Source organism: Xanthomarina sp. (genome assembly GCF_035306705.1).
Lineage (GTDB): Bacteria > Bacteroidota > Bacteroidia > Flavobacteriales > Flavobacteriaceae > Xanthomarina.
In genome coordinates this window covers 1-25,673 of record NZ_DATGNO010000025.1, presented here as the reverse complement: position 1 = coordinate 25,673, position 25,673 = coordinate 1, and the positions used below count along the sequence as shown (strand labels likewise).

Annotated in this window: 25 protein-coding genes and 1 tRNA gene; 16 read left to right on the top strand and 10 right to left on the bottom strand. The window is 34.2% G+C overall.

Features of this window, described 5'->3' with window-relative positions; genetic code table 11:
- Position 1: 1 nt before the first annotated feature.
- Positions 2-802 (bottom strand): class I SAM-dependent methyltransferase, encoded by an 801-nt coding sequence (locus VKY47_RS01845; protein WP_324309888.1) that lies wholly within the window; start codon positions 800-802, stop codon positions 2-4.
- Positions 803-891: 89 nt separating this feature from the next.
- On the opposite strand from VKY47_RS01845, the gene VKY47_RS01840 reads away from it, so the two are divergent.
- From VKY47_RS01840 to VKY47_RS01800, 9 genes are all read left to right on the top strand, one after another.
- Positions 892-1,560 (top strand): hypothetical protein, encoded by a 669-nt coding sequence (locus VKY47_RS01840; protein ID WP_324309886.1) that lies wholly within the window; start codon positions 892-894, stop codon positions 1,558-1,560.
- A gap of 326 nt (positions 1,561-1,886) precedes the next feature.
- The gene (gene kynU, locus VKY47_RS01835; RefSeq protein ID WP_324309884.1) at positions 1,887-3,152 is read left to right on the top strand and encodes a kynureninase; all 1,266 of its coding nucleotides are present in this window, start codon (positions 1,887-1,889) and stop codon (positions 3,150-3,152) included.
- A 106-nt stretch (positions 3,153-3,258) separates the two neighbouring features.
- Positions 3,259-4,671 (top strand): FAD-dependent oxidoreductase, encoded by a 1,413-nt coding sequence (locus tag VKY47_RS01830; RefSeq protein WP_324309915.1) that lies wholly within the window; start codon positions 3,259-3,261, stop codon positions 4,669-4,671.
- Between the two features lie 104 nt (positions 4,672-4,775).
- Positions 4,776-5,213: a RidA family protein gene (locus VKY47_RS01825; RefSeq protein WP_324309883.1), complete on the top strand. Its 438-nt coding sequence runs from the start codon at positions 4,776-4,778 to the stop codon at positions 5,211-5,213.
- 67 nt (positions 5,214-5,280) lie between these two features.
- On the top strand, positions 5,281-6,720 hold the full coding sequence (locus tag VKY47_RS01820; protein ID WP_324309881.1) for an aldehyde dehydrogenase: 1,440 nt from the start codon (positions 5,281-5,283) through the stop codon (positions 6,718-6,720).
- 83 nt (positions 6,721-6,803) lie between these two features.
- Positions 6,804-7,586 (top strand): SDR family oxidoreductase, encoded by a 783-nt coding sequence (locus VKY47_RS01815; protein WP_324309879.1) that lies wholly within the window; start codon positions 6,804-6,806, stop codon positions 7,584-7,586.
- Positions 7,587-7,705: 119 nt separating this feature from the next.
- Positions 7,706-8,242 carry a 3-hydroxyanthranilate 3,4-dioxygenase gene (locus VKY47_RS01810; RefSeq protein ID WP_324309878.1) on the top strand — a complete coding sequence of 179 codons (537 nt, stop codon included), beginning with the start codon at positions 7,706-7,708 and terminating at the stop codon, positions 8,240-8,242.
- A gap of 53 nt (positions 8,243-8,295) precedes the next feature.
- Positions 8,296-9,384 carry an amidohydrolase family protein gene (locus VKY47_RS01805; protein WP_324309877.1) on the top strand — a complete coding sequence of 363 codons (1,089 nt, stop codon included), beginning with the start codon at positions 8,296-8,298 and terminating at the stop codon, positions 9,382-9,384.
- A gap of 64 nt (positions 9,385-9,448) precedes the next feature.
- Positions 9,449-10,090 (top strand): O-methyltransferase, encoded by a 642-nt coding sequence (locus VKY47_RS01800; RefSeq protein ID WP_324309876.1) that lies wholly within the window; start codon positions 9,449-9,451, stop codon positions 10,088-10,090.
- Between the two features lie 176 nt (positions 10,091-10,266).
- Here VKY47_RS01800 and VKY47_RS01795 read toward each other — a convergent pair whose 3' ends face one another.
- The 7 genes from VKY47_RS01795 to VKY47_RS01765 all read right to left on the bottom strand — a co-directional run bounded on the left by VKY47_RS01795 (position 10,267) and on the right by VKY47_RS01765 (position 18,393).
- Positions 10,267-12,432 (bottom strand): response regulator, encoded by a 2,166-nt coding sequence (locus tag VKY47_RS01795; protein ID WP_324309874.1) that lies wholly within the window; start codon positions 12,430-12,432, stop codon positions 10,267-10,269.
- Positions 12,433-12,620: 188 nt separating this feature from the next.
- Positions 12,621-12,905 carry a Sec-independent protein translocase subunit TatA/TatB gene (locus tag VKY47_RS01790; RefSeq protein ID WP_414731185.1) on the bottom strand — a complete coding sequence of 95 codons (285 nt, stop codon included), beginning with the start codon at positions 12,903-12,905 and terminating at the stop codon, positions 12,621-12,623.
- 87 nt (positions 12,906-12,992) lie between these two features.
- The gene (locus VKY47_RS01785) at positions 12,993-15,299 is read right to left on the bottom strand and encodes a M1 family metallopeptidase (RefSeq protein ID WP_324309871.1); all 2,307 of its coding nucleotides are present in this window, start codon (positions 15,297-15,299) and stop codon (positions 12,993-12,995) included.
- Between the two features lie 63 nt (positions 15,300-15,362).
- Positions 15,363-15,866 (bottom strand): DUF6702 family protein, encoded by a 504-nt coding sequence (locus tag VKY47_RS01780; RefSeq protein WP_324309870.1) that lies wholly within the window; start codon positions 15,864-15,866, stop codon positions 15,363-15,365.
- Between the two features lie 61 nt (positions 15,867-15,927).
- The gene (locus tag VKY47_RS01775; RefSeq protein ID WP_324309868.1) at positions 15,928-16,689 is read right to left on the bottom strand and encodes a hypothetical protein; all 762 of its coding nucleotides are present in this window, start codon (positions 16,687-16,689) and stop codon (positions 15,928-15,930) included.
- On the bottom strand, positions 16,676-17,461 hold the full coding sequence (locus tag VKY47_RS01770; protein WP_324309865.1) for a carboxypeptidase-like regulatory domain-containing protein: 786 nt from the start codon (positions 17,459-17,461) through the stop codon (positions 16,676-16,678). Before VKY47_RS01770 ends, VKY47_RS01775 begins: the two co-directional genes overlap by 14 nt.
- Before the next feature lie 125 nt (positions 17,462-17,586).
- Positions 17,587-18,393 (bottom strand): hypothetical protein, encoded by an 807-nt coding sequence (locus VKY47_RS01765; RefSeq protein WP_324309863.1) that lies wholly within the window; start codon positions 18,391-18,393, stop codon positions 17,587-17,589.
- A gap of 97 nt (positions 18,394-18,490) precedes the next feature.
- On the opposite strand from VKY47_RS01765, the gene pepE reads away from it, so the two are divergent.
- Entirely contained in the window at positions 18,491-19,198 is a 708-nt protein-coding gene (gene pepE / locus VKY47_RS01760) for a dipeptidase PepE (RefSeq protein ID WP_324309862.1), read from the top strand.
- Positions 19,199-19,228: 30 nt separating this feature from the next.
- On the opposite strand, the gene VKY47_RS01755 is transcribed toward pepE, so the two are convergent.
- Positions 19,229-19,301: transfer RNA gene (locus tag VKY47_RS01755), tRNA-Gly, on the bottom strand.
- A gap of 162 nt (positions 19,302-19,463) precedes the next feature.
- Between VKY47_RS01755 and VKY47_RS01750 the strand changes: the two genes are divergently transcribed.
- The 3 genes from VKY47_RS01750 to VKY47_RS01740 all read left to right on the top strand — a co-directional run bounded on the left by VKY47_RS01750 (position 19,464) and on the right by VKY47_RS01740 (position 22,005).
- Positions 19,464-19,907, top strand: coding sequence for a GNAT family N-acetyltransferase (locus VKY47_RS01750; RefSeq protein WP_324309861.1), 444 nt, complete (start codon positions 19,464-19,466; stop codon positions 19,905-19,907).
- Positions 19,908-20,014: 107 nt separating this feature from the next.
- Positions 20,015-21,532 carry a 2,3-bisphosphoglycerate-independent phosphoglycerate mutase gene (gene gpmI / locus VKY47_RS01745; RefSeq protein WP_324309860.1) on the top strand — a complete coding sequence of 506 codons (1,518 nt, stop codon included), beginning with the start codon at positions 20,015-20,017 and terminating at the stop codon, positions 21,530-21,532.
- A 59-nt stretch (positions 21,533-21,591) separates the two neighbouring features.
- The gene (locus tag VKY47_RS01740; protein WP_324309859.1) at positions 21,592-22,005 is read left to right on the top strand and encodes a BT0820 family HAD-type phosphatase; all 414 of its coding nucleotides are present in this window, start codon (positions 21,592-21,594) and stop codon (positions 22,003-22,005) included.
- 59 nt (positions 22,006-22,064) lie between these two features.
- On the opposite strand, the gene VKY47_RS01735 is transcribed toward VKY47_RS01740, so the two are convergent.
- A complete protein-coding gene (locus VKY47_RS01735) occupies positions 22,065-23,336 on the bottom strand; it encodes an acetyl-CoA hydrolase/transferase family protein (RefSeq protein ID WP_324309858.1) in 1,272 nt (423 codons plus the stop codon).
- 120 nt (positions 23,337-23,456) lie between these two features.
- Between VKY47_RS01735 and map the strand changes: the two genes are divergently transcribed.
- The 3 genes from map (at position 23,457) to VKY47_RS01720 (ending at position 25,575) form a co-directional block, all read left to right on the top strand.
- Positions 23,457-24,275: a type I methionyl aminopeptidase gene (map, locus tag VKY47_RS01730; protein ID WP_324309857.1), complete on the top strand. Its 819-nt coding sequence runs from the start codon at positions 23,457-23,459 to the stop codon at positions 24,273-24,275.
- 83 nt (positions 24,276-24,358) lie between these two features.
- Entirely contained in the window at positions 24,359-24,733 is a 375-nt protein-coding gene (locus tag VKY47_RS01725) for a GxxExxY protein (RefSeq protein ID WP_324309855.1), read from the top strand.
- Between the two features lie 26 nt (positions 24,734-24,759).
- Positions 24,760-25,575: a class I SAM-dependent methyltransferase gene (locus VKY47_RS01720; protein WP_324309853.1), complete on the top strand. Its 816-nt coding sequence runs from the start codon at positions 24,760-24,762 to the stop codon at positions 25,573-25,575.
- The last annotated feature ends 98 nt before the right edge of the window (positions 25,576-25,673 follow it).

Here is a 25,673-nt window from a genome sequence, read left to right as displayed (position 1 = left end):
TTTACTTCTTTGTGGCTTTTATCTCAAACATTAAAGGATAGAGCTTGTCTTTTGTAACAAACATTCCAGATTCATTTTCAGTTAAATCTGGCAAGACGTTGTACGGACTTTCATTATATTCATTTAAATAGTCTATATGCAAGCCAGCTTCTGTTAATGCATTAACTACTTCACTTAAGCCATGGTTCCAACCGTATTCCTTACTTATCATTTTCGATTCGGTATTGGCGTACGTACCTTCGTATTCTTCATAAATAACCTCTTCCTGCATATAGCCATATTTCATAACAGGTTTCCCTTCTAAATAATCGAACATCCAAACTATGGGATGAAATTCGACCATATAAAATATACCTCCCTTTTTTAACCGTTCAAAAATCATTTTTCCCCAAGGTTTTAAATCGGGCAACCAACCAATTACACCATAACTGGTAAAAACAATGTCGAAAGTTTCTTTTATAAAATCTGAAGTATCTAACACATTGCAACACACAAATTGCGCGTCTAATTTTAGCTCTTTATTAAGCGATTGGGCCAATTTAATACCTTCATCACTCAAATCCACGCCAGTACAAGTTGCTCCCAATCTGCTCCAACTCAAAGTGTCTTGCCCAAAATGACATTGCAAATGCAACAAGGTTTTTCCTTTTACATTTCCTAGAGCCTTTATTTCATAAGGCATTAACGACGATTGTCCCTTTTTAAAAGCTTCAAGTTGATACATGTTGCTTTTTGAATGAATTTTCACTTTTTCATTCCAAGTCGCTTTATTGGTGTTAAAGTAAGAATCGAAATTGTCCATAGCTCGAAATTTTGAATAGCTAAGATATTATATAATTTCAAAAGATAAATTCAAGAAATCTATTTTTAGTATCTTAGCTAAATAAGATTATGAAAAACCTAAACCTCATTATTGTCCTTCTTTTACTTTTTTCCGCTTGCAAGTCGGATAAAAAAGAAGCCGTTTCAGAATTAGAAACAAGTCTCACAGATGCTGAAAAAATAGCTCATGCATACGGAATTAATAACTGGAATAACGTAAAAGAGATTGCCTTCACCTTTAATGTTGATAAAGACAGTACACATTTTGAACGCTCCTGGATTTGGCAACCAAAAACAAACCAAGTGACATTCATTTCAAAAAACGACACCATCCATTACAACCGAACCCAATTAGATAGCACTGTTATCAATACAGATAAGGCTTTTATAAACGATAAATATTGGTTGTTAGCACCATTTAATTTAGTCTGGGACGAAGGAATAACCATTTCAACTCCCTTGGAGGAAATAAGCCCAATAAGCAAGAAATCTCTCAATAAAATAGCTGTTACTTATTCCAACGAAGGCGGCTACACTCCAGGAGACGCTTACGATCTTTATTACAATTCCAATTATATTATTAAAGAATGGGTGTATAGAAAAGAAAACGCCAAGGTTCCAACTATGATTACTACTTGGGAAAACAATACCAACTTTAACGACATTATAATTTCCTTAAACCATGTGAAAGCAGATGATAATTGGGAGTTGTTTTTTACAAATGTGTCAATAAAATGAGCGTAGAAACATCCAAACCTACAATATCAACGTATATATAGTATAAGTTTTCCGCTATATGCGTCTATATATATTTAAAGCGCTTCCACTAAAATAGTGGAAGCGCTTTCTCTTTTTATAAACTGATACTTTTTTTAACCTAAAAAAGACATCTGATAGAAAATAATCATTAAAATATGTATCACTTTTCATGAGAATCTTTCATGCTACAAAAGTCGGAATTAATTCAAATAACTCTTCAAAATTTATTATAACTGTCATTATCTAATCCTTCATTCCTAAATTTATAATTCTTATTTTTGTTGGAAACAGAAAAACAACACACTTTGTCCAACTATAAATCAGGTCTTCAATACGCTAAGGAACAAGACCAAAATGATGCTTTAGCATCTTACAGAAACCAATTTCATATTCCAAAAGACAAAGATGGAAACCCTTGGTTATACTTCACTGGAAATTCTCTTGGATTACAACCAAAAAGTACCCAGAAATACATTCAACAGGAATTAGACGATTGGGCAAATCTAGGTGTAGAAGGTCATTTTGAAGCAAAAAATCCTTGGATGCCCTACCATGAATTCCTTACCGAATCCATGGCAAAAATAGTTGGTGCAAAACCCATTGAAGTGGTTACCATGAATACCTTAACAACCAATTTACATTTGTTAATGATATCATTCTACCAACCTACAAAAACAAAATATAAAATTGTTATTGAGAGTGACGCCTTTCCTTCGGATAGATATGCCGTGCAAACCCAATTGGAATTTCATGGTTTTGATGCCAAGGAAGGTTTGATAGAATGGAAACCTAGAAAAGGCGAAGAACTTCTAAACATGGACGATTTGGAAAGCATACTTGAAGAACAAGGAGATGAGATTGCTTTACTGTTAATTGGAGGTGTTAATTATTACACCGGACAATATTTAGACATCAAAAAAATTGCTCAATTGGGCCATGCAAAAAACTGTATGGTTGGAATAGATCTAGCCCACGGCGTTGGAAATATTAAATTAGAACTTCATGATTCTGGAGTGGATTTCGCCGCTTGGTGCACTTATAAATATTTAAATTCAGGACCTGGAAGTTTAGGGGGTTTATTTGTTCATGAAAAACACGCACATAATAAAAAACTAAAGCGCTTTGCGGGCTGGTGGAGCCATAATAAGGCCACTCGTTTTAATATGCGTCAACCCCTGGATGTTATTCCAGGAGCAGAAGGCTGGCAACTTAGTAATCCGCCAATTTTATCCATGGCTGCTATTAAAGCTTCTTTGGATATGTTTAATGAAGTTGGCATGGATGCGCTTCGAGAAAAATCTGAAAAACTAACAGGATATTTCGAATTTTTACTAAACGAAATGAATACCGATAAAATTAAAATTATCACACCTTCAAATCCTAAAGAAAGAGGCTGTCAGCTCTCCATCCAATTAAAAGATGCTGATAAAAGCTTACATAAAAAATTAATGGATGCACATATTAGCACAGACTGGCGAGAACCAGACGTCATACGCTGTGCACCAGTACCACTTTATAATACGTATGAAGATGTATATAGAATGGTTGAGAAATTAAAAGAACTTTTATAATAACTTGGCATTTGTAAAGAAGTAATAAATCCTAAGAAAGATACTTCGAGGAAATTCAATATGGCAAATAATATAAGTAAAACCCATCTTCATGGGAATGACACATATGAATAAACAACAAAACATATTAATCATTGGAGCAGGACTTTGCGGTAGTTTACTAGCATTGCGTTTAGGCCAAAGAGGATATAACGTAACCCTAATGGAAATGCGTCCAGATTTACGAAAAGTAGACATTAGTGTTGGGCGATCCATTAATTTGGCGCTTTCAGATCGAGGCATTAAAGCCATGAAGCTAGTAGGTCTTGAGGAAAAAGTAAAGCCCTTATGCATTCCTATGAATGGACGTATGCTTCACGACTTAGAAGGCAATACCATGCTAGCACCTTATAGTGGTCGCGAACACGAATATATCAATTCCATTTCACGTGGACTTTTAAACGGTTTACTTTTAGATGAAGCCGAAAAACACGACAACGTAACCATTCTTTTTAATAAAAAATGTGAAACGGTCGATTTTGAAAACACCACAGCTCTATTTACGGATACGGAATCCAATAAGCAGTTTGTTGAAGATGCCGATATTATTATTGCTACCGATGGCGCTGGTTCTGCCATGCGAAACAGTTATTATTTAAGTAAAAAATTCCTGTTTAGCTTTTCACAAGATTGGTTATCTCATGGCTACAAAGAGCTTTGTTTCCTTCCTAATGAAAATGGAGGTTATAAAACCTATAAAAATGCGCTTCATATTTGGGGACGTGAAGATTTTATGGTAATTGCTTTACCCAATTTAGATGGTAGTTTTACAGTTACCCTATTCTTGAGTTTTGATGAAGGCGAATACAATTTCAATAACTTAACAACGAAAGAACGTGTTTTGGAATTCTTTAACAAATACTTTAAAGATGCTTTAGATCTGATGCCAAATCTAATAGATGACTTTTTTACAAACCCTACTTCTCCACTCGGAACTGTAAAATGTTCGCCATGGCATTATAAAGGAAATACTTTATTAATGGGAGATGCTGCACATGCCATCGTACCTTTTTACGGACAAGGGATGAATGCCTCCTTTGAAGATGTAGTAGAATTCGACAAGGTTCTTGATGAAAATCACAACGATTGGGAAACCATGTTCAAAGTATATGAAAAATCACGGAAAAAGGACACAGATGCCATAGCCGATTTAGCAATCGATAATTTCCACGAAATGAAAGGGCATGTCAATCATACCAATTTTAGAGAAAAACGCAGTTTGGAAATGGCCTTTGAAAAAACATTCCCAAACGAGTATTCTTCAAAATACTCCTTAGTAACTTTTAATGAAAATATAAGTTACAGAGAAGCCTTATTAAAAGGACGTGCGCAAGACAAAGCTATTTTAAATATGTTGGCAGATGGAGACATCCAAAATATTAACAATCTTACAAACGACGAGTTGAAAATGACTTTGGATAAAGTAAGAGCAGCAACCCTAGCTATTATAGAAGATGACAGGATTGCTGGCCATGCTTAAAACTCTTTGTTTTTAAGAGCTAGAAAATATAATTAAATAACAAAATACTCTTAACTGCCCGATTAAGAGTCTCTCCCCTTTTGGGAGATTAAGAAGGGATAATTATGAGCAACAATAAAAAAGAAGTTTCTTCTTCCGAAGGGACTAAAGTAACTCCAAGAGGTGCCTATCCAATTACAAAACGCGTGGGAGATTTTATCTTCGTTTCTGGAACAAGTTCTAGAAGAGCAGATAATACCATTGCTGGTGTGGATATTATTGATAATATGGGAACCAAATATTTAAATTCTGAAGTTCAGACACGAGAAATAATATTAAATATTGAAAGAAATTTAGCTAAAGAAGGTGCTTCCTTAAAGGATGTGGTAGATGTAACCTCTTTTTTAGTAAACATGAACGACTTTGCTGGTTACAATAAAGCCTATGCCGAGTTTTTTGACAAGGAAACTGGACCAACTAGAACAACGGTTGCTGTGCACCAATTACCTCACCCAGATCTGGTGGTCGAGATTAAAGTGATGGCATATAAGAAAAAAGACTAAAAGAACTAAGGCCAGAGAAAATAGACTCAATGCATCACTATTCTTTTGTATTTTATCAGTAAATAAAATGAACATAAAAAACTACATAAACGGTAATTTCCACAATCCAATTCAAAACAATTGGCTGAATAATTATAACCCTTCAAATGGTGAGGTTTATGGGCAAATACCAAACTCTTCAAAAGAAGATGTAGAAAACGCATATATTGCTGCAAAATCTGCTTTTCCTACTTGGTCTCAAACCACTTTGGAGGAACGAAGTAGAATTCTCATTAAAATTTCAGAATTATTAGAATTAAATTTACAACGCTTTGCAGAGGCAGAAAGCAAAGACAATGGCAAACCTATTAGTTTGGCCAAAACGGTCGATATTCCCCGAGCAGCTAGTAATTTTCGCTTTTTCGGAAATGCCATTACACAATTCTCTAGTGAAAGTCATGAAAGCGTTGGTCTGGATGCCATTAATTACACTTTACGTCAACCCATAGGAGTTGTAGGTTGTATTTCACCATGGAACCTCCCACTCTATCTCTTTACTTGGAAAATAGCACCGGCCATTGCTGCTGGAAACTGCGTGGTTGCCAAACCTAGTGAAGTGACACCAATGACCGCTTATTTACTAGGAGAAATTTGCAACGAAGCCGGTTTACCAAAAGGCGTTTTAAATATAGTTCATGGATTAGGAACCACCACAGGGCAAGCAATCATCGAACATCCAGATATAAAAGCTATTTCCTTTACTGGAGGTACTGCAACTGGAGCACATATTGCAAAAATAGCAGCACCTATGTTTAAAAAATTATCATTGGAATTAGGTGGGAAAAATCCAAACATCATTTTTGCAGATTGCGATTATGAGGATATGTTAGAAACAACGGTTCGCTCATCATTTGCTAATCAAGGACAGATTTGCTTATGTGGCAGCCGTATTTTTGTGGAAGGTTCCATTTATGAAAAATTCAAGAAAGATTTTGTAAAAAAAGTGAAGGATCTTAAAGTGGGGCATCCTTCAGAAGCATCTACAAACATTGGTGCGTTAGTATCTAAACCTCATCTTGAAAAAGTGATGGATTATATAGAAATTGCCAAACAAGAAGGCGGGAAAATTCTTTGTGGCGGAAATAAAGTCATTATAAAAGACTTTGAAAATGGTTATTACTTAGAGCCAACGGTAATTGAAGTTCCTAATGATGATTGCCGCGTAAATCAAGAAGAAATTTTTGGACCAGTAGTTACCATCATGCCCTTTAATCGTGAAGATGAAGTGCTTCAAATGGCAAACAAAGTAAAATACGGCCTATCGGCCACATTGTGGACAAACGACTTAAAACGAACCATGCGCATGAGCCACCAATTACAAGCTGGAATTGTTTGGGTAAACACTTGGATGATGCGCGATTTAAGAACACCTTTTGGAGGTGTAAAAGCATCAGGCGTTGGGCGTGAAGGAGGTTTTGAAGCTTTGCGCTTTTTTACAGAAGCTAAGAATGTTTGTATAAAATACTAATAAAAAGAACATAGAAAAAAGGCAAAAGAACGTAGATCAATACAGTCTATTCTCTTTATTCTTTTCTCTTTTATCTCAAAAACATGAATTTAAACTTAAACAACAAATACGCATTAGTCTGTGGTAGCACAGCTGGAATAGGAAAAGCAACCGCCATGTCTTTGGCTTCTGAAGGCGTAAAAGTTACCTTAATTGCCAGAAACGAAAACAAACTAAAAGCAGTTTTATCTGAATTACCTCAAAAAGGAAATCACGACTATATTGTGGCAGATTTTTCAAACCCAGAAGAATTAAAAACAAAAGTATCCGATTATATTTCTAAAAATCACGGATTTCATATTTTGGTAAATAATACTGGAGGACCTAAAGGCGGACCCGTTTTTTCAGCAGACTTAAACGAATTTGAAAGCGCGTTTACACATCATTTAAAATGCAATCATGTGTTGGCACAAGCGGTCGTTCCTTTTATGAAAGAAGCAGGTTACGGACGTATAATCAATATTATTTCCACTTCGGTAAAACAGCCTTTAGACGGGCTTGGGGTTAGCAATACCATTCGTGGTGCGGTAGCCAATTGGAGCAAAACTTTAGCAAATGAGCTAGGTTCCTTCGGAATTACAGTAAACAATGTCCTTCCTGGAGCCACAGGAACCGAACGTTTAACTGAAATTATAAAAAACAAATCGGCTAAAACAGGAAATACGGAAGAAGAAGCGGCCCATGCCATGAAACAAGCTGTGCCAGCGAAACGTTTTGCCAAACCAGAAGAATTAGCTTATGCTGTTACTTTTTTGGCCAGCGAATGCGCTAGCTACATTAACGGAATTAACCTTCCTGTTGATGGTGGAAGAACAAAAAGTCTCTAGTTCATCCATAAGGAAATTTGAATGGATTATATTATCTTTATGTTTTAAAGAATTGTTTAATAACAACTCAAATACCCAGTTTGAGTTTCTCCCCTTAGGGAGATTAAGAGGGACCACTCATGAGCAAACTCGTATCCCCATTAAATTTCAAAGCTTGGATTGAAGAAAATAGACATCTTTTAAAGCCACCCGTTGGAAATAAAGTTGTTTGGAAAGATGGCGATTTTATTGTCATGGTTGTTGGGGGACCAAATAGCAGAAAAGACTATCATTACAATGAAACACCTGAATTTTTCTATCAAATTGAAGGTGATATGGTTTTAAAAGTGATTGATGAGGGCAAGCCAAAAGACATTCATATTAAAGAAGGAGACATTTTTTTATTACCTCCTAAAGTCCCACATTCCCCACAGCGTAAAGCTAATACAGTTGGATTGGTAATAGAATATCCAAGAGAAAAAGGTATTCAAGATGCCTTACTTTGGTTCTGTGAAAACTGCACGACCAAACTGTATGAAGAAGATTTTACAGTTGAAAATATTGAAACCGACATGCCAAAGATTTTCGATAAATACTACAGCGATAAAGACAAACGAAGCTGCCCTAATTGTGGAGAAGTCATGCAACCACCAAAAAAAGTACAGTTAGAAGATTAGTTGGTATAAATTAATTAAAAGAAAGAGGTGCTTTTTCAAGCTCTGTTTGACATATGAAAGAAAAACGTAAATTAAGAATAAACGGTCACTCCCACTTACTTCCTTACCCGGAAGAAATTCCACAGTTTATGAAAGACAAAGGGATTTTTTGGGTGGATAAAGACAGGAAATTCATGCTTCAAAAAGACTGGAGTCGTCCTGTTACGGATTCTAGTTTCTTCTTGGATGACAAATTAACTTGGATGGATCGATTTAAGATTGACCATGCTGTGGTTCTAAATTTGTCGCAATTGTACGGAAACGGTTTACGTGTGGAAGAAATGAAACAAGCTTTACGTTTCCAAAACGATTTTAATGCGAAAATCCAACGTGAAAACCCAAGCAGATTTACTTGTGGTTTTGTAGTTCATCCTGGATTTGTTCGTGGTGCATGTTGGGAAATCGAGCGCTGTGTGGAAGAATTAGGGATGCAGCTACTTTGTTTACCTACCCATTATATGGATACCATTGGAACTTGGCGTTGTATTTTCGATGAAGAAAACGAACCTATTTTCGAAATGGCAAATAAATACAATCTCGCCGTTGAAATCCATCCATACGATGGAGAGAAATTTATTAAATTAGAAAATATCTCTTGGCGTTTTCATTTAATTTGGATGTTGGCACAATGCGCAGATGCCTATCACTTCTTAACATTAAACGGATATCAAGACAAATACCCTAATATGCGAACTTGTTTTGCTCACGGAGGACAATTAGCGCAAATTAACTTGGGAAGACGTATTCAAGGTTTTGATGGCAGACCAGATTTATTTGAAGGGAAAAGTCACCCAAGAAAAGCCGTAGGCCATAAAAACATCTTTTTTGACACGTTGGTACACGATACTGGGGGCTTGGAGTTATTAATAAAAAATCAAGGCTCGAAACAAGTGTTAATGGGATTAGACGATCCATATCCTTTAGGGGAAATGGAAAGCACAAAGCAATCGTCCTATCCTGGAAAAATTTTAGATTTAGCCGTAGAACGTAAAATAATCACTGAAGTTGATCGAGATGCCATTTGGGAAGACAACGTGATTCAGTGGTTATGTGGCGATGATGAAGCCGCTAAACAGAAATTGATTAATAGAATATTATCCTAAGTTAAAAAAAGACCTTTCAATCCCAAAAATATCGGGCTAAAACCTGAAAGGTCTCATTCATATTATGCACTTCCTACCTGAAAAAATAGATGAATATGTCGTTGCTCATTCTGAAAAAGAACCAGAATTATTAAAAGAGTTAACACGAGAAACCTATCAAAAAATATTACAACCTATCATGCTAAGTGGCCCCTATCAAGGTCGGGTTTTAAGTATGATTTCGAAATTAATTAGGCCTAAAACTATTTTAGAATTAGGCACCTTTACAGGTTATGCTACTTTGTGTTTAGCTGAAGGTTTACAAACTCAAGGCGAAATACACACCATTGATGTCAACGAAGAATTAGTGGATTTTCAACGTAAATATTTTGACAGATCCAACTACGGAAACCAAATCCATCAACATTTAGGAAACGCTTTAGACATAATTCCAGCTTTGGACAAAACCTTTGATTTGGTTTTTATAGATGCCGATAAACCAAACTATTCCAATTACTTTCACCTAATTATAAACAAACTAAATCCAGGTGGCATCATCATCTCCGATAATGTGCTTTGGCATGGAAAAGTAGTTGAAGAGTTAAACCCTAAGGACCTTTTAACCAAAGCCCTTTTGGCATACAATACGTTATTGAAAAATGATGAAAGAATAGAAAGTGTCATGCTTCCAATAAGAGATGGCTTGACAATTAGCAGAAAGAAATAAAATTCCTTCGAAAGCAAAAATCCATTTTTCTAAAACAGCCAAATTGTACGAAAGTCCTATAAATAATTGAAAAATAACATAACTTCATTTTAAAACAAAAACCCGAGTACGATGCTTTTTATAAAAGGAAGATTGATTATTATTAGGAAAAATAATAGTTTTATTTTATGTTTATATTATAGGTGCTCAACTAGAGTTTTCTCTTGAATGTTTCTGATGATTTTTTGGAAAAACTCGTAGTCGTCATAAGGCTTAATTATAATATCATCAAATCCAGAAGATAACACTTGTCCTTTTACCTCCTCTATGTTTGAAGCTGTAAGCGCAATGATTGGTGTTTCAGTATCAAAAGTTCTAATAGTCCTAGTGGCTTCAAAACCATCCATTACAGGCATGTTTAAATCCATTAATATTAAATCATATTTCTTGCTTCTAACCGCATCAACGGCCAATAAACCGTTTTCTACAATATCACTTACATAATTCTCTTTTTTTAGAATGTTTTGAGTTACAATCTGGTTGATTTTATTGTCTTCTACAATAAGAATGCTTTTCCCACTAGTTTCTTCAATACGTTCTTTAAAATATCTTTTTCCTTCTCGAGCTATTCTTGCTTCATGATCAATTTTAAAAGTAATATTAAAAGAAAACTTACAACCCTGACCCTCATCACTTAAAAGCTCTACTTGACTTCCAAATAGTTCAATTAAATGTTTAGCAATGGAAAGTCCTAAACCTGCACCTTGATAATTATTAGCATGCTTTCTGTCTAGTTGGGAAAAGTTATCAAAGATGACTTTTTGTTTATCTTTAGGAATTCCAGGGCCATCATCAATTACTTCAAACCGAAGATAAACAACATCTTTATTTTGTTTAAGCATTGAAATTCTTAACAAAACAATCCCCTTGTTAGTGAATTTTAGACTATTACCAAGTAAATTGATTAGAATTTGACTGAGACGAATGTTATCTGCAAAAATAAACTGCGGTATGTCATCATCAAACTCTAAGTACAGTTTATTCGCGTTTTCTACTAATTGATACTCAAATGAATCTGTTAAATCAATAACCATCTGTTTGATGTTTAAAGAATTGTTTTGTAATTCAATCTTTCTAGATTCAATTTTACCAATCTGCAAGACATCATTAATTAAATTTAAAAGATAGTCCCCAGAGTATTTTAAGGATTTCAAATACTTACTGTCTTGTTCATTTAGCTCGTTATTTTTCAATAATAAAGAAGTCAAACCAACTACACCATATAAAGGAGTTCGTAATTCATGACTAACATTAGAGATAAAACTGGATTTTAGTTTAGATATTTTTTCTGCTTGATTTTTCGCGTGTTCCAATTGGACATTCTGAGTTTGCAAAATGCTACTTAATCTCCTCTTTGACTGATAATTAATAAATAAGGCTATTAAACTAAAGATTAGAAAAACAACCGCTATAATAAAAATAACATTTACTGTTTGTGCTTTTTGTGTAGCAATAGCAAATACATCTTTTTCTTTGTTTGCTACTTCCACATCGCGTATATAATCCTGAATTTCAAACTGTGCCTTTGCTATTTTTGATTGTTTTACTTTTTCTTCATTTATAACTTTTTCTCGGTACTCATTATGACTTAAAAGGGCTTCAAAAGCTCTTTCACTTTTACCTAAATCTGCTAAGGCCAAGGCATACTCTTTATAAATAATAGAAATTAAAAGATTTTTTCGATTATTTTTCTCATCTAATCGACTTAAGATACTAATGGCGCTATCGAAATTTATTATAGAATTATACAACGCATCTTTTTGAGCATAGTATCTACCAAACATAAATGCCAGTTTGCTTTTAATAAATGGTGAATCCTTAATAGACTCTTGTTCTTTTTGAGCTCTTAAAATATAGGTAAAAGCCTCATCTGCTTGCTCAAAATCAAGATATATTGAACTAACACTAAGCAAGATATCCGATAGAATGTGTGTTTTTTCATTTAGAGCTTCTTTGGAGTTGTCCTTTATTTGTTGTGCCGTATTAAGAGCATTCAAGTAGTAGGACATGGCCCCATTTTTCTCATTATATCCATACGCAAAAATATCGCCTATATTATAGTATGCACTTGCTATTAAGTAATTTTCGTTTATAATTTTGGCCGCTTTTAACGCCTTTAAGAAGACCTTTTCAGCATCACTACTTTCATTCATCTTATTGTAAATATTACCTAAAGTAATATTGGCAATAGCTTTACCATAATTATCATCAATAGAGTCCGATAATTTAATTGCTAAGTTAAAATGATCAATAGATTTTTTTATTTGGCCATTATCATAAAGCGCAGTTGCAACAGTATTCAAACTATCTATGGTACTAATAATAGCACGGTCATTCTGACTAAACAGAGGGTTAACTATAAGTAGAATGAAAAAAATTTGTAGAAATTTTTTTCATTTTATTTCGATTTGGGGTAATCTAATATAGAAAAATAATTTTAATATATGTGTTATTCGATGTGAAATCAATAAAGGTAGTTAATTAGCATTAACTATAGCTTACGTCTAACAGACCCAGTGAAGTCCTCCAGCTCGTCTTTTACTTTATTGAGTTCGTCTTGAACATCTTTAGTGATGCTAGTATCAATGCCGTTTTTCTCGGCACTTTTGGTGATTTCTGTTTTAATATCGTTTGAGGCATCTTTAAGCATGCGCATGCCCTTTCCTAAACCTCTGGCGATTTCAGGAATTTTATCGGCACCAAAAACCATTACTACTATAAATAGTATGAACATGACTTCGGTTGTTCCTATAAATAAAAAAATGCTTGCTTGTATCACAATGCAAATATAGTGAGTTGATTGATGAGAATAAAAAAAGCCGACTCATTTTTCTGGTCGGCTTTCAAAAATTTAACTTTTATCTTAATCTTTAACCTCTTCTTTAAACTTATCGAAGTCGCTTTGTTGCACTTCTCTAGGCCAAGAATTGTTAGATGTGTCCACATCTGCCGTTTCTAAATTAGGATCGACCGTGATTTTTACAATTTCTTTATCTGAAGCTACCGACTTACTAACCTCTTTATCGTTTAGTCTCCAAATTTGTGCTGGATAGTGTTCTGTTTTAGAAGTACCGTCTGCATAGGTATATTCTACAATAATTGGCATAACCAAACCTCCTGGTTTATCAAAAGTTATGTTGTAGAAGTATTTAGGAGCTTTTATGTTTTTTCGTTCAGCTTCTGTGAAATTATCCATAACATACTCTTTTAAAGGTGTAGAGTTATCTAATAAAGTACCGTTTTTTAATTCTTCGTTAAACTCTTCGCTTCCTTCCTCAACCATAAATACTAAAGGAGGTAAATCGGATAATTCCATACCATAACGTTTCGCCATATTTTTAGCGTATTCATTAGGTTCTGAGGATACGTAGTATTTTTTAACATCTTTTACTCCTATATCCACATAATCTGTGGTATAAAACCAACCTCTCCAAAACCAATCCAAATCGAAGGCAGAAGCATCTTCCATTGTTCTAAAGAAATCTTCAGGAGTTGGGTGCTTAAACATCCAACGATGTGAATATTCTCTAAAAGCATAGTCAAATAACTCACGTCCCATAACTGTTTCACGTAAAATATTTAGAGCTGTTGCTGGCTTTCCGTAGGCATTATTTCCAAATTGATAGGTGTTTAATCCTTTGGTCATAATGGGCGCAATAAAGTCTTGATCGCCTCCCATATAAGGAACAATATTTGCAGCTGGCCCACGACTTGAAGGATAATTATCATGTCCAGGAGATAAAGCTGTTGGATGCCATTGTCCAAAATCTTGTTCGGCTACATACTGTAAAAAAGTATTTAAACCTTCGTCCATCCAAGTCCATTGACGCTCATCGCTATTTACAATCATCGGAAAATAATTGTGTCCAACTTCATGGATAATCACGCTAATCATTCCGTATTTTGTTCTGTCGCTATACTTTCCATTTTCGTCTGGACGTCCATAATTCCAGCAAATCATTGGATATTCCATTCCTTGTTGCTTGGCATGAACCGAAATAGCTTTATGATATGGATAATCAAAAGTCATCCTTGAATAAGATTTTAAAGTAGCAGCAACAGCATAGGTTGACCATTCTTCCCAAAGTGGATTTCCTTCCTTTGGATACATGGAAACAGCCATAACATCTCTATCACCAATTTTAACGGCCATCATGTCCCATATAAATTTTCTTGAAGTTGCGAAACCAAAATCACGTACATTTTCGGCATATAATTTCCAGGTTTTTGTTTTTTCTGAAAACCCTTTTTCTGCAGCTTCCGCCTCGGCTTGGGTGACGATTATCACAGGCTTATCATACGATTTTTGAGCTTGTTCATAACGTTTCATCATGTCTTTGGTAAAGACTTCCTTTCTATTCGTTAGCTTTCCTGTGGCATCTAAAATATGATCTGCAGGAACGGTAATATTAACTTCAAAGTTTCCAAAAGGAAGTGCGAATTCATCACGTCCCCAAAACTGGGAATTTTGCCATCCTTCCACATCGTTATAAACCGCCATTCTTGGATAAAACTGCGCTATAACATAAGCTCTATTTCCATCTTCTGGAAAAAACTCATAGCCAGAACGTCCCCTATCTTTTAAGTGATCGTTAATATTATACCACCACTTTATAGTGAAAGAGAATTTTTCGCCTGGGTTTAAAACCTTAGGCAACTCCACTCGCATCATAGTTTGATTAATCATATATGGTAAATCCTTCCCACTAGTTTCTTTAACCTCTTGAATTTTAAAACCACCATCAAAACCTTCTGTCATATAAGTTGAAGCAAACGTTGAAGCTTGTTGCGCCGGAGCAAATCCATCCCCTTCAATTAAAGGTGATAGAGAATTTTGTGCTCTCATGTTTTGATCTAATTGTACCCAAAGATATTTTAATTGATCTGGCGAGTTGTTGGAGTAAGTAATCGTTTCAAATCCTGATATTTTAGCATTTTTATCGTCTAAAACAATGTCCATTTTATAATCTGCCTGTTGCTGATAATAAGATGGACCCGGCGCGCCAGAAGCTGTACGAAACATGTTTGGAGTAGAAAACTCGTCGTAAAGTTGTTTAAATTTGTTGTTGTTTGTGTGTCCTGGCTTACGGGCTGGCTTGTCTTGTTCTTGCGAAAATGCACTAACAGAAACAAATAAAACCGAAAGAAAAAGATATTTTATTGTTTTCATTGGAATATTGGTTAGGAAAAATAGATGTGAAAATTAACGAATTTTTAAGATTTTGAATCGGTTTTATTTAAAGTTTAACAAAGCTTTATCATTTTCTTTTATAAGAATAAAACTCTTGTTTTTGGAATTGATTTTGGTTCTTACAATATTCTGTTGCTCCGGAAACAAGTCGAAAAGAACTCCGTTTTCAATTTCGAAGGTATCAATATTTTTTACACCCTCTACTTCGAGATAACAGATAACTATATCCTTGTCGTATTCTTTTCCAATATATTTAAGAACTTTTTCTTGGCCATTAATGCGAATAACCATTTTGGACTTTAAGTACCTTTCAACATAAAAATTGGCTTCATTGGTTTCAGATTGAGGTCCTAGAAATAACTCCTCATCATAACGAAGTTGAAGAATATCTTCAAAATCGTCCAGAAAAATCCTAGTTATTATTTGAACCGATTGCTTGTTCTTTACATATTCTATTTGGGTAACGCTAACATAGTATTTATGCATAGCCGTAAAAGCCAAAAAGGGCAAAATAAGTATAAATAGCAGTTGTTTAAGACGTAGCATATAAATGAATTGAATAGACAAATTTAAGAATTTGCCTATTCAATTAAGAGATGACCAACAATTAATTAGTTTCCGTTTCCAAATTACTCTTGTACTGAACCAGTTTTTCACTTAAAAACTCCAATATTTCAAGATCACTTTTATTTTTACAGCGGTTTACAAAATAGATGTCTTCCGAACAAAAATAGAAAAAATCGTTTCTTGAGGTTTCTGAAAGTGTTTCCATTGAAAACAAGATGGTTTCTGTTCTTTTTCTAACATCGTATAGTAAATTGTCTTTCCGCTCTAATTTTATGTGGTTTTTTAATTCCTTTGTTCTTCCAGAAATGGCATTTATTAGCGGAAAAATTAAACCTCCGGAGGTAGCTTCATTTAATTTTCTTTCGCTTTGTGTTTTTAATGGCCCTTGATAACTGGGTATCCCCAATTGCATAGCAGTAACAGGTTTTCCTTCTATATTCTGAACATCTTTAAACAAATCGCCAGTCAACATTCGTCCTACCACAACTTCATCTAGCGCATAGGTAAATTCTTCCAAGTGCACATCTAATTGTTTTTCAATAAGAATGGTGGCGTCCACAACAACTTCTTTTAGTTTGTGCTGAATGGAAGAAAACTGTAACGTATCGTTTAGTTTTGCCGAAATTCGAAAACTCCCAAAAGCATTGGTTGTTGTAAACACTTGAGCTGTTTTATTGATAACATGAATATTTTCAGCATCCAGAGCTGTTGTAACTCTTCCGGTGATTTCAACTGTTTGTGAATATACAAGGTGAAGACCAAAGACTAAAAACAAGAAGAAAAACAGCTTAGTTTTTTTCATATTCTTGTTTCAAAAATTCGACACTTTGTTTTTGAAAAAACTCCAAAAGAAAAAATTCTTCTTTTTCCTGTAGCTGGCTTTCGGTTAGTCCGTTTGAAACAACAAAACGAATAAAGTCATCTACATGCGGACTAGGTATTTTATAGTTTTGAATAAAAAATATAGGATTATATTTTGCTGCTAAAATTTGTTCTAAGCTAACTTTCTCTTTAGGTAAAACGCGTTTTTTTCTTGGTTTATTTATTAGCTTGTTAAGTCCTGAAATTGAAGCTATATTCAAACCATCAGTCAGTTGGTCCTTCTTAATAATTTTGTTATCAACTTTTGTAAATGCATCTTCCGAAAATTCCATTTCACTTAGATTCCCGAAATTCATCTCCATTTTTTTTGCAACTTTGGCATTTTTCATGTCTACCAATAAATTTCCTGAAAGTTGAGATGGTAATAAGAGAACTTCGTTTAAAGCATTCACTTTATCGACTAAAAAAAGGCGAATCTGTTTAGTAGTAATCACATCCTGATTAACACGAACCATATTGGCTTCATATTGCAACGCTGAGATTTCCAACACATCGTTTAGAGCTACTTCTATAATAAAACTCCCTTCAAAATCTGCAATAGTTCCTTTCTTTGAAGACGTGTTAAAAATGGTTACACCTTCCAAATCATTCGCTGCAAACAACTTTCCGGAAACCTCAATTCGTACAAAATCTTGTGCATACAAACTGCTAGCAAAAAAAAACAAAGAAATAGACAGGATGGAATGGTTCAATTAGTTAGCTTTAGTTTGATAAAGAAAGCCTTTCAAATCTTAAAATATATACAACAACAAACTAAATTTGTGTTAAAACCTAAAATCTCCTTAATAAAACAAAAGCTTCGAGGCCTATATAAGTTCTAATTCTTTACAGCTTCGGTTTGTAAAAACAATTTGCTTTGATTTACTAAGTATTCTATCAATTCAATGTCCTTCCCTTTTTCGAATAAGGATGGATCTGTATTATTTCTTACAGCAAAAGCAATAAATTCGGTTACTTGATCTTCTGGAATATTAAAACTTGAACTAATAAAATCTTTGGTATATGTGTTTCTTAATACATCATAGCTGGAAAATTCAAGATTTGCATTCTTGCCCGATGCCTTATTTGATGCAAACAATGGTTTTATTAACCAATTGGTAAGTTTTACAAAGTCCACGCCATTGTAAAATTTGTCTTGATTTAAGATGGTATTTTCAACCTTTTGATAATAAATATCAGCTAGTGGATTGTGTTCAAAATCAATATCTCCAAAATAAATAGATTCAAATTTTGGGTTGTAGGTTCTCACATTAGCTAAATCCATTTCTAAGTCACCCGTTAAGCTAAATGGCAAAATTACCACCTCATCCAAAGGCGTTAAATGTTCTTCCAAAAAAACAGTCAATTCTTTTGAATCCAAAATTTGTTGGGTAACAATTACAAGAACCGAATTGAGCTGCAAAGCAGATATTCTAACTTTATCGTTTAATTTAACATGAATTTTAAATTTACCTTCCATATCTGTAACCGCAACTCTATTTGAAGTTAGGTTATTTACAGTAAGACCTTCCACATCATTGGCATCCACGATAACTTTTCCAGAAATTTCTATTCTCGTAGTATTTTGGGCCATACTATAAGATAAGAACATAAAAAAGGTAATTAAAGGTAAAAAATTTTTCATAAGTAGTTTTTTTTTGAAAGTTAGTGATTTAAAATACAGAACCATTTAACTTTTGTTACAAGCTGTATTTACTTAAATTTACGACAAATTAATGTAAATGAAAAACTTAATTATAGCAAGTACCTCAACACTTCATGGAAGTGGTTATTTGGAGTATGTATTAGATGAATTAGTCGTGTTTTTTAAAGATGTGAAAATCATTGTTTTTATTCCTTATGCAAGACCAGGTGGCATATCTCATGACGAATACACAGAAAAAGTAAAAGAAGCTTTCAAAAAAATAAATAAAAACGTAAAAGGAATTCATGAATTTGAAAACCCCGTTGAAGCTATAAATCAGGCTGAAGCTATTTTTACAGGTGGAGGAAACACCTTTGTGTTGTTAAACCAATTATATGCAACCAAATTGATTGAACCCTTACAAAAAGTTATAAAAAAGGGCATTCCTTATTTAGGTACAAGTGCTGGCAGTAATATTTGTGGTTTAACTATAAATACCACGAACGATATGCCAATAATCTATCCGTCAAGCTTTAAAGCTTTGGGCTTGGTTCCGTTTAACATCAATCCGCATTATCTAGATCCCATTCCAGACAATAAACATATGGGCGAAACCAGGGAAACACGAATTAAAGAGTTTCACGCTTTCAACACGCAACCTGTTATAGGGCTTAGGGAAGGTAGTTGGTTAAGAGTTCAAGGAAATTCCATTATTTTAAAAGGCGAATTACCTGCAAGAGTTTTTGAGTATAACCAAGTTCCATTTGAAGTTGAAACAGGTACAGAACTAAACCACCTAAAATAAAAAAACCTCGTCATTTAGACAAGGTTTTTGAGCGAGAGACCGGGTTCGAACCGGCGACATTCAGCTTGGAAGGCTGACGCTCTACCAACTGAGCTACTCTCGCATTTCCGGTGCAAATATATATAAGTATTTCATCTAATAAAAGAAAAAAATTATAAGTTTATATTTTAGATGACATATTTAAAACTAACAACCTCAAATTGAGCAAACATCATTAATATAAAAGCTATAGTTTTCAATAAAAATTAAACCCATTTAAGTACAAATGTACCTTATAAAACAAATTTATGCCGAAGAAACATATCCTATACGACAAGTTGTTTTGCGTAAAGGTGGGCCTATTGAAACTTGTGTTTTTGATGGAGATTTAGATGAAAACACCTTTCATTTAGGTATCTTATCTAATACTGATCTAATTGGAGTGGCTTCTTTTATGAAAAATAAATTTCCATTATTTTCTGAAGATGAACAATACCAACTTCGTGGAATGGCTATTTTAAAAGAGTTTCAACATCAAGGTTTGGGAAAACGCTTAATAGAAGAAGGTGAAAACATATTAAATAAAAGAAAAGTAGATTTACTTTGGTTTAATGCGCGTGAAATTGCTGTGGAATTCTATAAAAATAAAGGTTATATAATAGCTGGAGATGCTTTTACAATTCCAAATATTGGAATCCATTATGTCATGCTTAAAAAATTATCTTCATAAAAAGGAATCAATTTCCAAAATATATTTAAAGATCACTTTATTTTTTTATTCATTTTCAAACCTAAAGCATTTTAAACTTTTATCTTTGACTTATAAAGTTATTTACCATGAATAAGAAAGTTATTTTAATGATTCTTGATGGTTGGGGAAAATCTCCCGACCCAAAAGTTTCAGCCATAGATCATGCCCATACACCCTTTATAGATTCCTTATATAGCAAGTATCCAAATGCCCAATTACGAACCGATGGTTTACATGTTGGACTACCAGAAGGACAAATGGGAAATAGCGAAGTTGGACACATGAATTTAGGTGCTGGACGTATAGTGTATCAGGATTTGGTTAAAATAAATCTAGCTGTAAAAAACAATACGTTAATTCAAGAACCTGCTTTAATCGCTGCATTTAATCATGCAAAAACCAACAAAAAACCCATTCATTTTTTAGGTTTGGTAAGCGATGGCGGCGTACATTCTCACATCAATCATTTAAAAGGTTTAATTACTGCTGCCGAAACTTCAGGAGTTACAGAATCTTACATTCATGCCTTTACAGATGGCCGCGATGTAGACCCAAAATCGGGTTACGGCTTTATAACACATCTTGAAGAATTTATACAAAATTCCCCAACGAAATTAGCTACAATTACCGGTCGATATTACGCTATGGATAGAGATAAACGCTGGGAACGAGTTAAATTAGCTTATAATGCTTTAGTAAAAGGCATGGGCGAATTTTCTAAAAACGCCTTAAATTCTATTGAAAAAAGTTACGAAAACGACATCACGGACGAATTCATCAAACCCATAATTATGGTAGATGAAAACAACCAACCCATAGCTAAAATAAAAAATGGTGATGTGGTAATATTTTTTAATTTCCGTACAGATCGTGGCAGACAACTTACACAAGCATTGACACAAATAGATTTTCATGAGCAAAACATGCACAAATTGGATTTGTATTATGTAACGATGACCAATTACGATGAAACCTATAAAAACATTCACGTTGTTTACAACAAAGACAATTTAACAGATACCTTAGGAGAAGTTTTAGAAAAACACCATAAAACACAAATCAGAATTGCCGAAACTGAAAAATATCCACATGTTACTTTTTTCTTTTCTGGAGGACGGGAAACGATTTTTAATGGTGAAACTCGAATTCTTCGCCATTCTCCAAAAGTAGCTACCTACGATTTAAAACCGGAAATGAGTGCTTTTGAATTAACGGAAGCTTTACTCCCTGAGCTAAAAAAAGGAGAAGTAGATTTTGTCTGTCTAAACTTCGCAAATGGGGATATGGTTGGACATACCGGCGTTATGGGAGCTGCCATAAAAGCGTGTGAAGCTGTTGATATTTGTGTGAAAAATGTGATAACGACGGCTTTAGAAAACAATTACACTACCATCTTAATTGCTGATCACGGCAATTGCGAAACCATGATAAATCCAGATGGCTCACCAAATACAGCACATACCACCAATCCTGTTCCTATAATTTTAATTGATAAAGATTTAAAAGCCATACAAGATGGCGTTTTAGGAGATATAGCTCCAACCATTCTAAAACTTATGGGAATTGAACAACCAGCAAAAATGACGCAACATGCGTTAATCTAAACTTAAAGGTTGAAACAATTACATTTTAAATTACGTATTTTTGAAGTCAATAATTAAGTATGAATTTTAACGATAAACTTATTATAGCTGTAGATTTCGATGGCACGATAGTAGACGATAACTATCCGAAAATTGGTAAACCCAAAATTTTTGCTTTCGAAACTTTAAAAAGATTGCAAAAAGATGGACATAGACTAATTTTATGGACCTACCGAAGCGACGTGAGACTAGAAGAAGCTGTTGTTTTTTGCAAAGAAAACGGCATCACCTTTTACGCTGTAAACAAAAGTTTTCCTGAAGAGCAATTTGATTATTCAAAAAGCCGGAAAATCCATGCCGATTTATTTATAGACGACCGAAATATCGGTGGTTTTTGGGGCTGGGGAGAAGTGTATCAAAAACTATCCAACCCCAATTACAATCCACTTCAACCAGAAAAAAAGAAAGGTTTCTTTTCGTTTTTTAGAAAATAAAAAACTGCGCAATCATCTATCAAAAGATTTCTGAATTCCCAGCGTGTTTTTTTAATTAACTAATAACCTATCAGTTCGTAATATTGTTTATCTATGGCTTCCCTATGTTCTGGATGTGCAATATCCACTAAGGCTTTTACGCGTTGTTTAATAGTTTTTCCATATAAGTTGGCAATTCCGTATTCAGTAACCACATAATGCACATGTGCCCGAGTAGTTACAACTCCAGCGCCAGGTTTTAAAGCAGGTACAATTCTACTAATTCCAGACTTGGTTGTAGATGGCAAGGCAATAATTGCTTTTCCTCCTTCACTTAACGATGCACCTCTAATAAAGTCCATCTGGCCTCCTACTCCTGAATACATATGAGATCCAATAGAATCTGCACAAACTTGTCCAGTAACATCTACTTCAATAGCCGAGTTTATTGCAACCATTCTTGGATTTAATTTAATGATGGACACATCGTTGGTGTAGTTTGATGCTCTCATTTCAATAAACGGATTGTCGTCCACATAGTCATATAAACGTTTGGAACCCATTAAAAAAGTAGCTAAAGCACGCCCTCTATTGATCCCTTTGAAATTCCCATTAATCACATCATTTAATATTAAATCAATCACGCCATCAGAAAACATTTCGGTGTGCAACCCTAAATCTTTGTGGTTTGTAAGTCTTGACAATACAGCATTTGGAATACTTCCAATCCCCATTTGTAAAGTACTTTTATCCTCAATTAAACCGGCAACATGATTTCCAATTTTACTTTCAAGTTCTGTTGGTTCAGGATTTAAATGAACAGGCAAAGGCACATCGCATTCCACAAAAGCATCTATTTCAGAAATATGAATAATTCCAGCACCATGAGTTCTTGGCATTTGCTTGTTGACTTGAGCTATTACATAATCTGCATTGTCAATAGCCGCTAAAGTAGCTTCTACAGACACACCCAACGAGCAATATCCATGTCTATCTGGAACAGAAACGTGTATTAATACTGTTTGCAAATCGACAATATTTCTTTTAAACAACAAAGGCACTTCACTTAAAAAAACAGGCGTATAAGAACCATTTCCTGCTTTTAGAGTATGTCGCACGTTATTTCCTATAAAAAAGGAGTTGACATGGAAACTGCCTCTCAATTCCGGATTGGCATAAGGCGCATCTCCTTCAGTGTGTAACTGACAAATTTCAACATTCCGTAACTCCTCATGTCTTGCAGTCATGGCATTAATAAGCACTTGTGGCGCTGCCGCCGCTGCTTGAATATAGATTTTACTATTTGACTTTATAGCTTTTACAGCGTCTTCTGCGCTTATTGCTTTGTACATAGTATTTTAATTTAAACACAAAAATATCCAATAATTATCATCTAAAGCCTGTCAAAAGTCATGTTTTAGACAAAAGAATTCCATTTAAATTTAAGTATCTTTGCCCATATTTTTTTTAAGATGATAATAGTAAAAACAAAAGAAGAAATCGAATTGATGCGTGAAAGCGCTTTGGTTGTTTCTAAAACCTTAGGCATGCTTGCCAAAGAAGTAAAACCTGGAGTAACCACCTTACAATTAGATAAGTTAGCTGAAGATTTTATTAGGGAACAAGGAGCTATTCCTGGCTTTTTAGGTTTATACGACTTCCCAAATACACTTTGTATGAGTCCGAACTCCCAAGTGGTACACGGATTTCCAACCAACGAACCTTTAAAGGAAGGCGATATTATTTCTATTGATTGCGGTGCCATTAAAAATGAATTTTATGGAGATCATGCCTACACTTTTTCTGTAGGTGAAATTACGCCTGAAACTCAAAAATTACTCGATGTAACCAAAGAATCTTTATATATAGGAATTCGTGAATTTAAGCTCGGAAACCGTGTGGGGGATGTGGGTTATGCCATCCAAAAATACTGCGAAGATCATGGTTACGGTGTAGTTAGAGAACTGGTTGGTCATGGATTGGGACGAAAAATGCACGAGGATCCAGAAATGCCAAACTACGGGAAACGTGGACGAGGCAAGAAGTTTATTGAAGGTATGGTAGTAGCCATAGAACCTATGATAAACATGGGAACGCATAGAATTAAACAACATCGTGATGGCTGGACCATAACCACTTTAGATAATAAACCTAGTGCGCATTTTGAACACAATGTAGCTATTGTAAATAGCAAACCGGAATTACTATCAACGTTTGCATACATATATGAAGCTTTAGGGATTGTTTCTAATGAGGAGGATGAGTTTAGACAGAAGGCTTTAGTATTATAATTATTTTGGCTTTTAGACACTAATTTCACTAATTATCACTAATAGACTAGAAACGTTAAACGTACCTAAATTAAAATTAATTTATGTCGGATCTTATTTATAAAGAAGAAGCTTATAAAATAATTGGTATTTGTATGGAAGTACATAATCAATTAGGAAAAGGATTTAATGAAGTAGTTTATGCAGATGCTTTAGAGATACAATTATTAGATAATAATATTTCGTATTCTCGTGAAGAAAAATATGCCATTATTTACAAAGGAAATTTACTTAAGCACAAATATAAAGCAGACTTTATTATTGATGATAAAATAGTCTTTGAATTGAAAGCTATTGAATGTCTTAATTCAGCACATATAAAACAAACATTAAACTATTTAGCTGTATCCAAATTAAAGTTAGGATTACTAATTAATTTTGGTGAAGAAAGTTTAAAATACAAACGAATCGTTCGTTAAATTGTTCGTGATAATTCGTGAAATTCGTGTCAAAAAAAACCTTCAAATTCATCCTAAACACCATCCCAAGGCCCATACTTATTAGATTAAGTTATGTAGCTCGACCTATTTTTGCTTTATTTTTAAAAGGAGACACTTTTATAGATCCTATTGATGGAAAAGGATTTAAAGCCTTTTTACCCTATGGTTATGGCAAACAGAGAAACAATGTGCTTTCGCCTTCCACCTTAAGTTTAGAACGACACAGATTGTTGTGGTTGTATTTAAAAAATGACACTGTATTTTTTTCTAAAAATCTAAAAGTGCTTCATTTTGCGCCAGAGCAAGCTTTTTATAAACGTTTTAGAAAACTAAAAAACCTGAAGTATGTTACAACCGATTTAAATTCGCCTTTGGCCGATGTAAAAGCGGATATCTGCAATCTTCCATTTACGGATAATGAATTCGATGTGATACTTTGCAATCATGTTTTAGAACATATTCCAAACGATACCAAAGCGATGGAAGAATTATATCGGGTGCTGAAACCTGGAGGGTATGGTGTTTTTCAAATTCCACAAGATTTAACTAGAGAAAAGACGTTTGAAGACGATAGTATCACCGACAGAAAAGAACGCGATAGAATTTTTGGCCAATACGATCATGTCAGGATTTATGGTCGAGATTATTTTGATAAACTTCGGGAGATTGGGTTTCAGGTTGACGAAGTAGATTATACTGCAAAGCTATCAAAAGAAGAAATTACTAAATACTGTTTGGCTAAAGGGGAGATTATTCCAGTGGTTTTTAAACCACAAATTCCTTCGCAGGCAGGAATCTCAAGTTTAAAAATGTTCAAATAAACTTCTTGCTTCTTATTATATATTTCACAGAGCTTCGCGAAAATAACACCAAGATACAGGACGGGTTTTAGTACAATATTTACCTAAAAAACTTAATT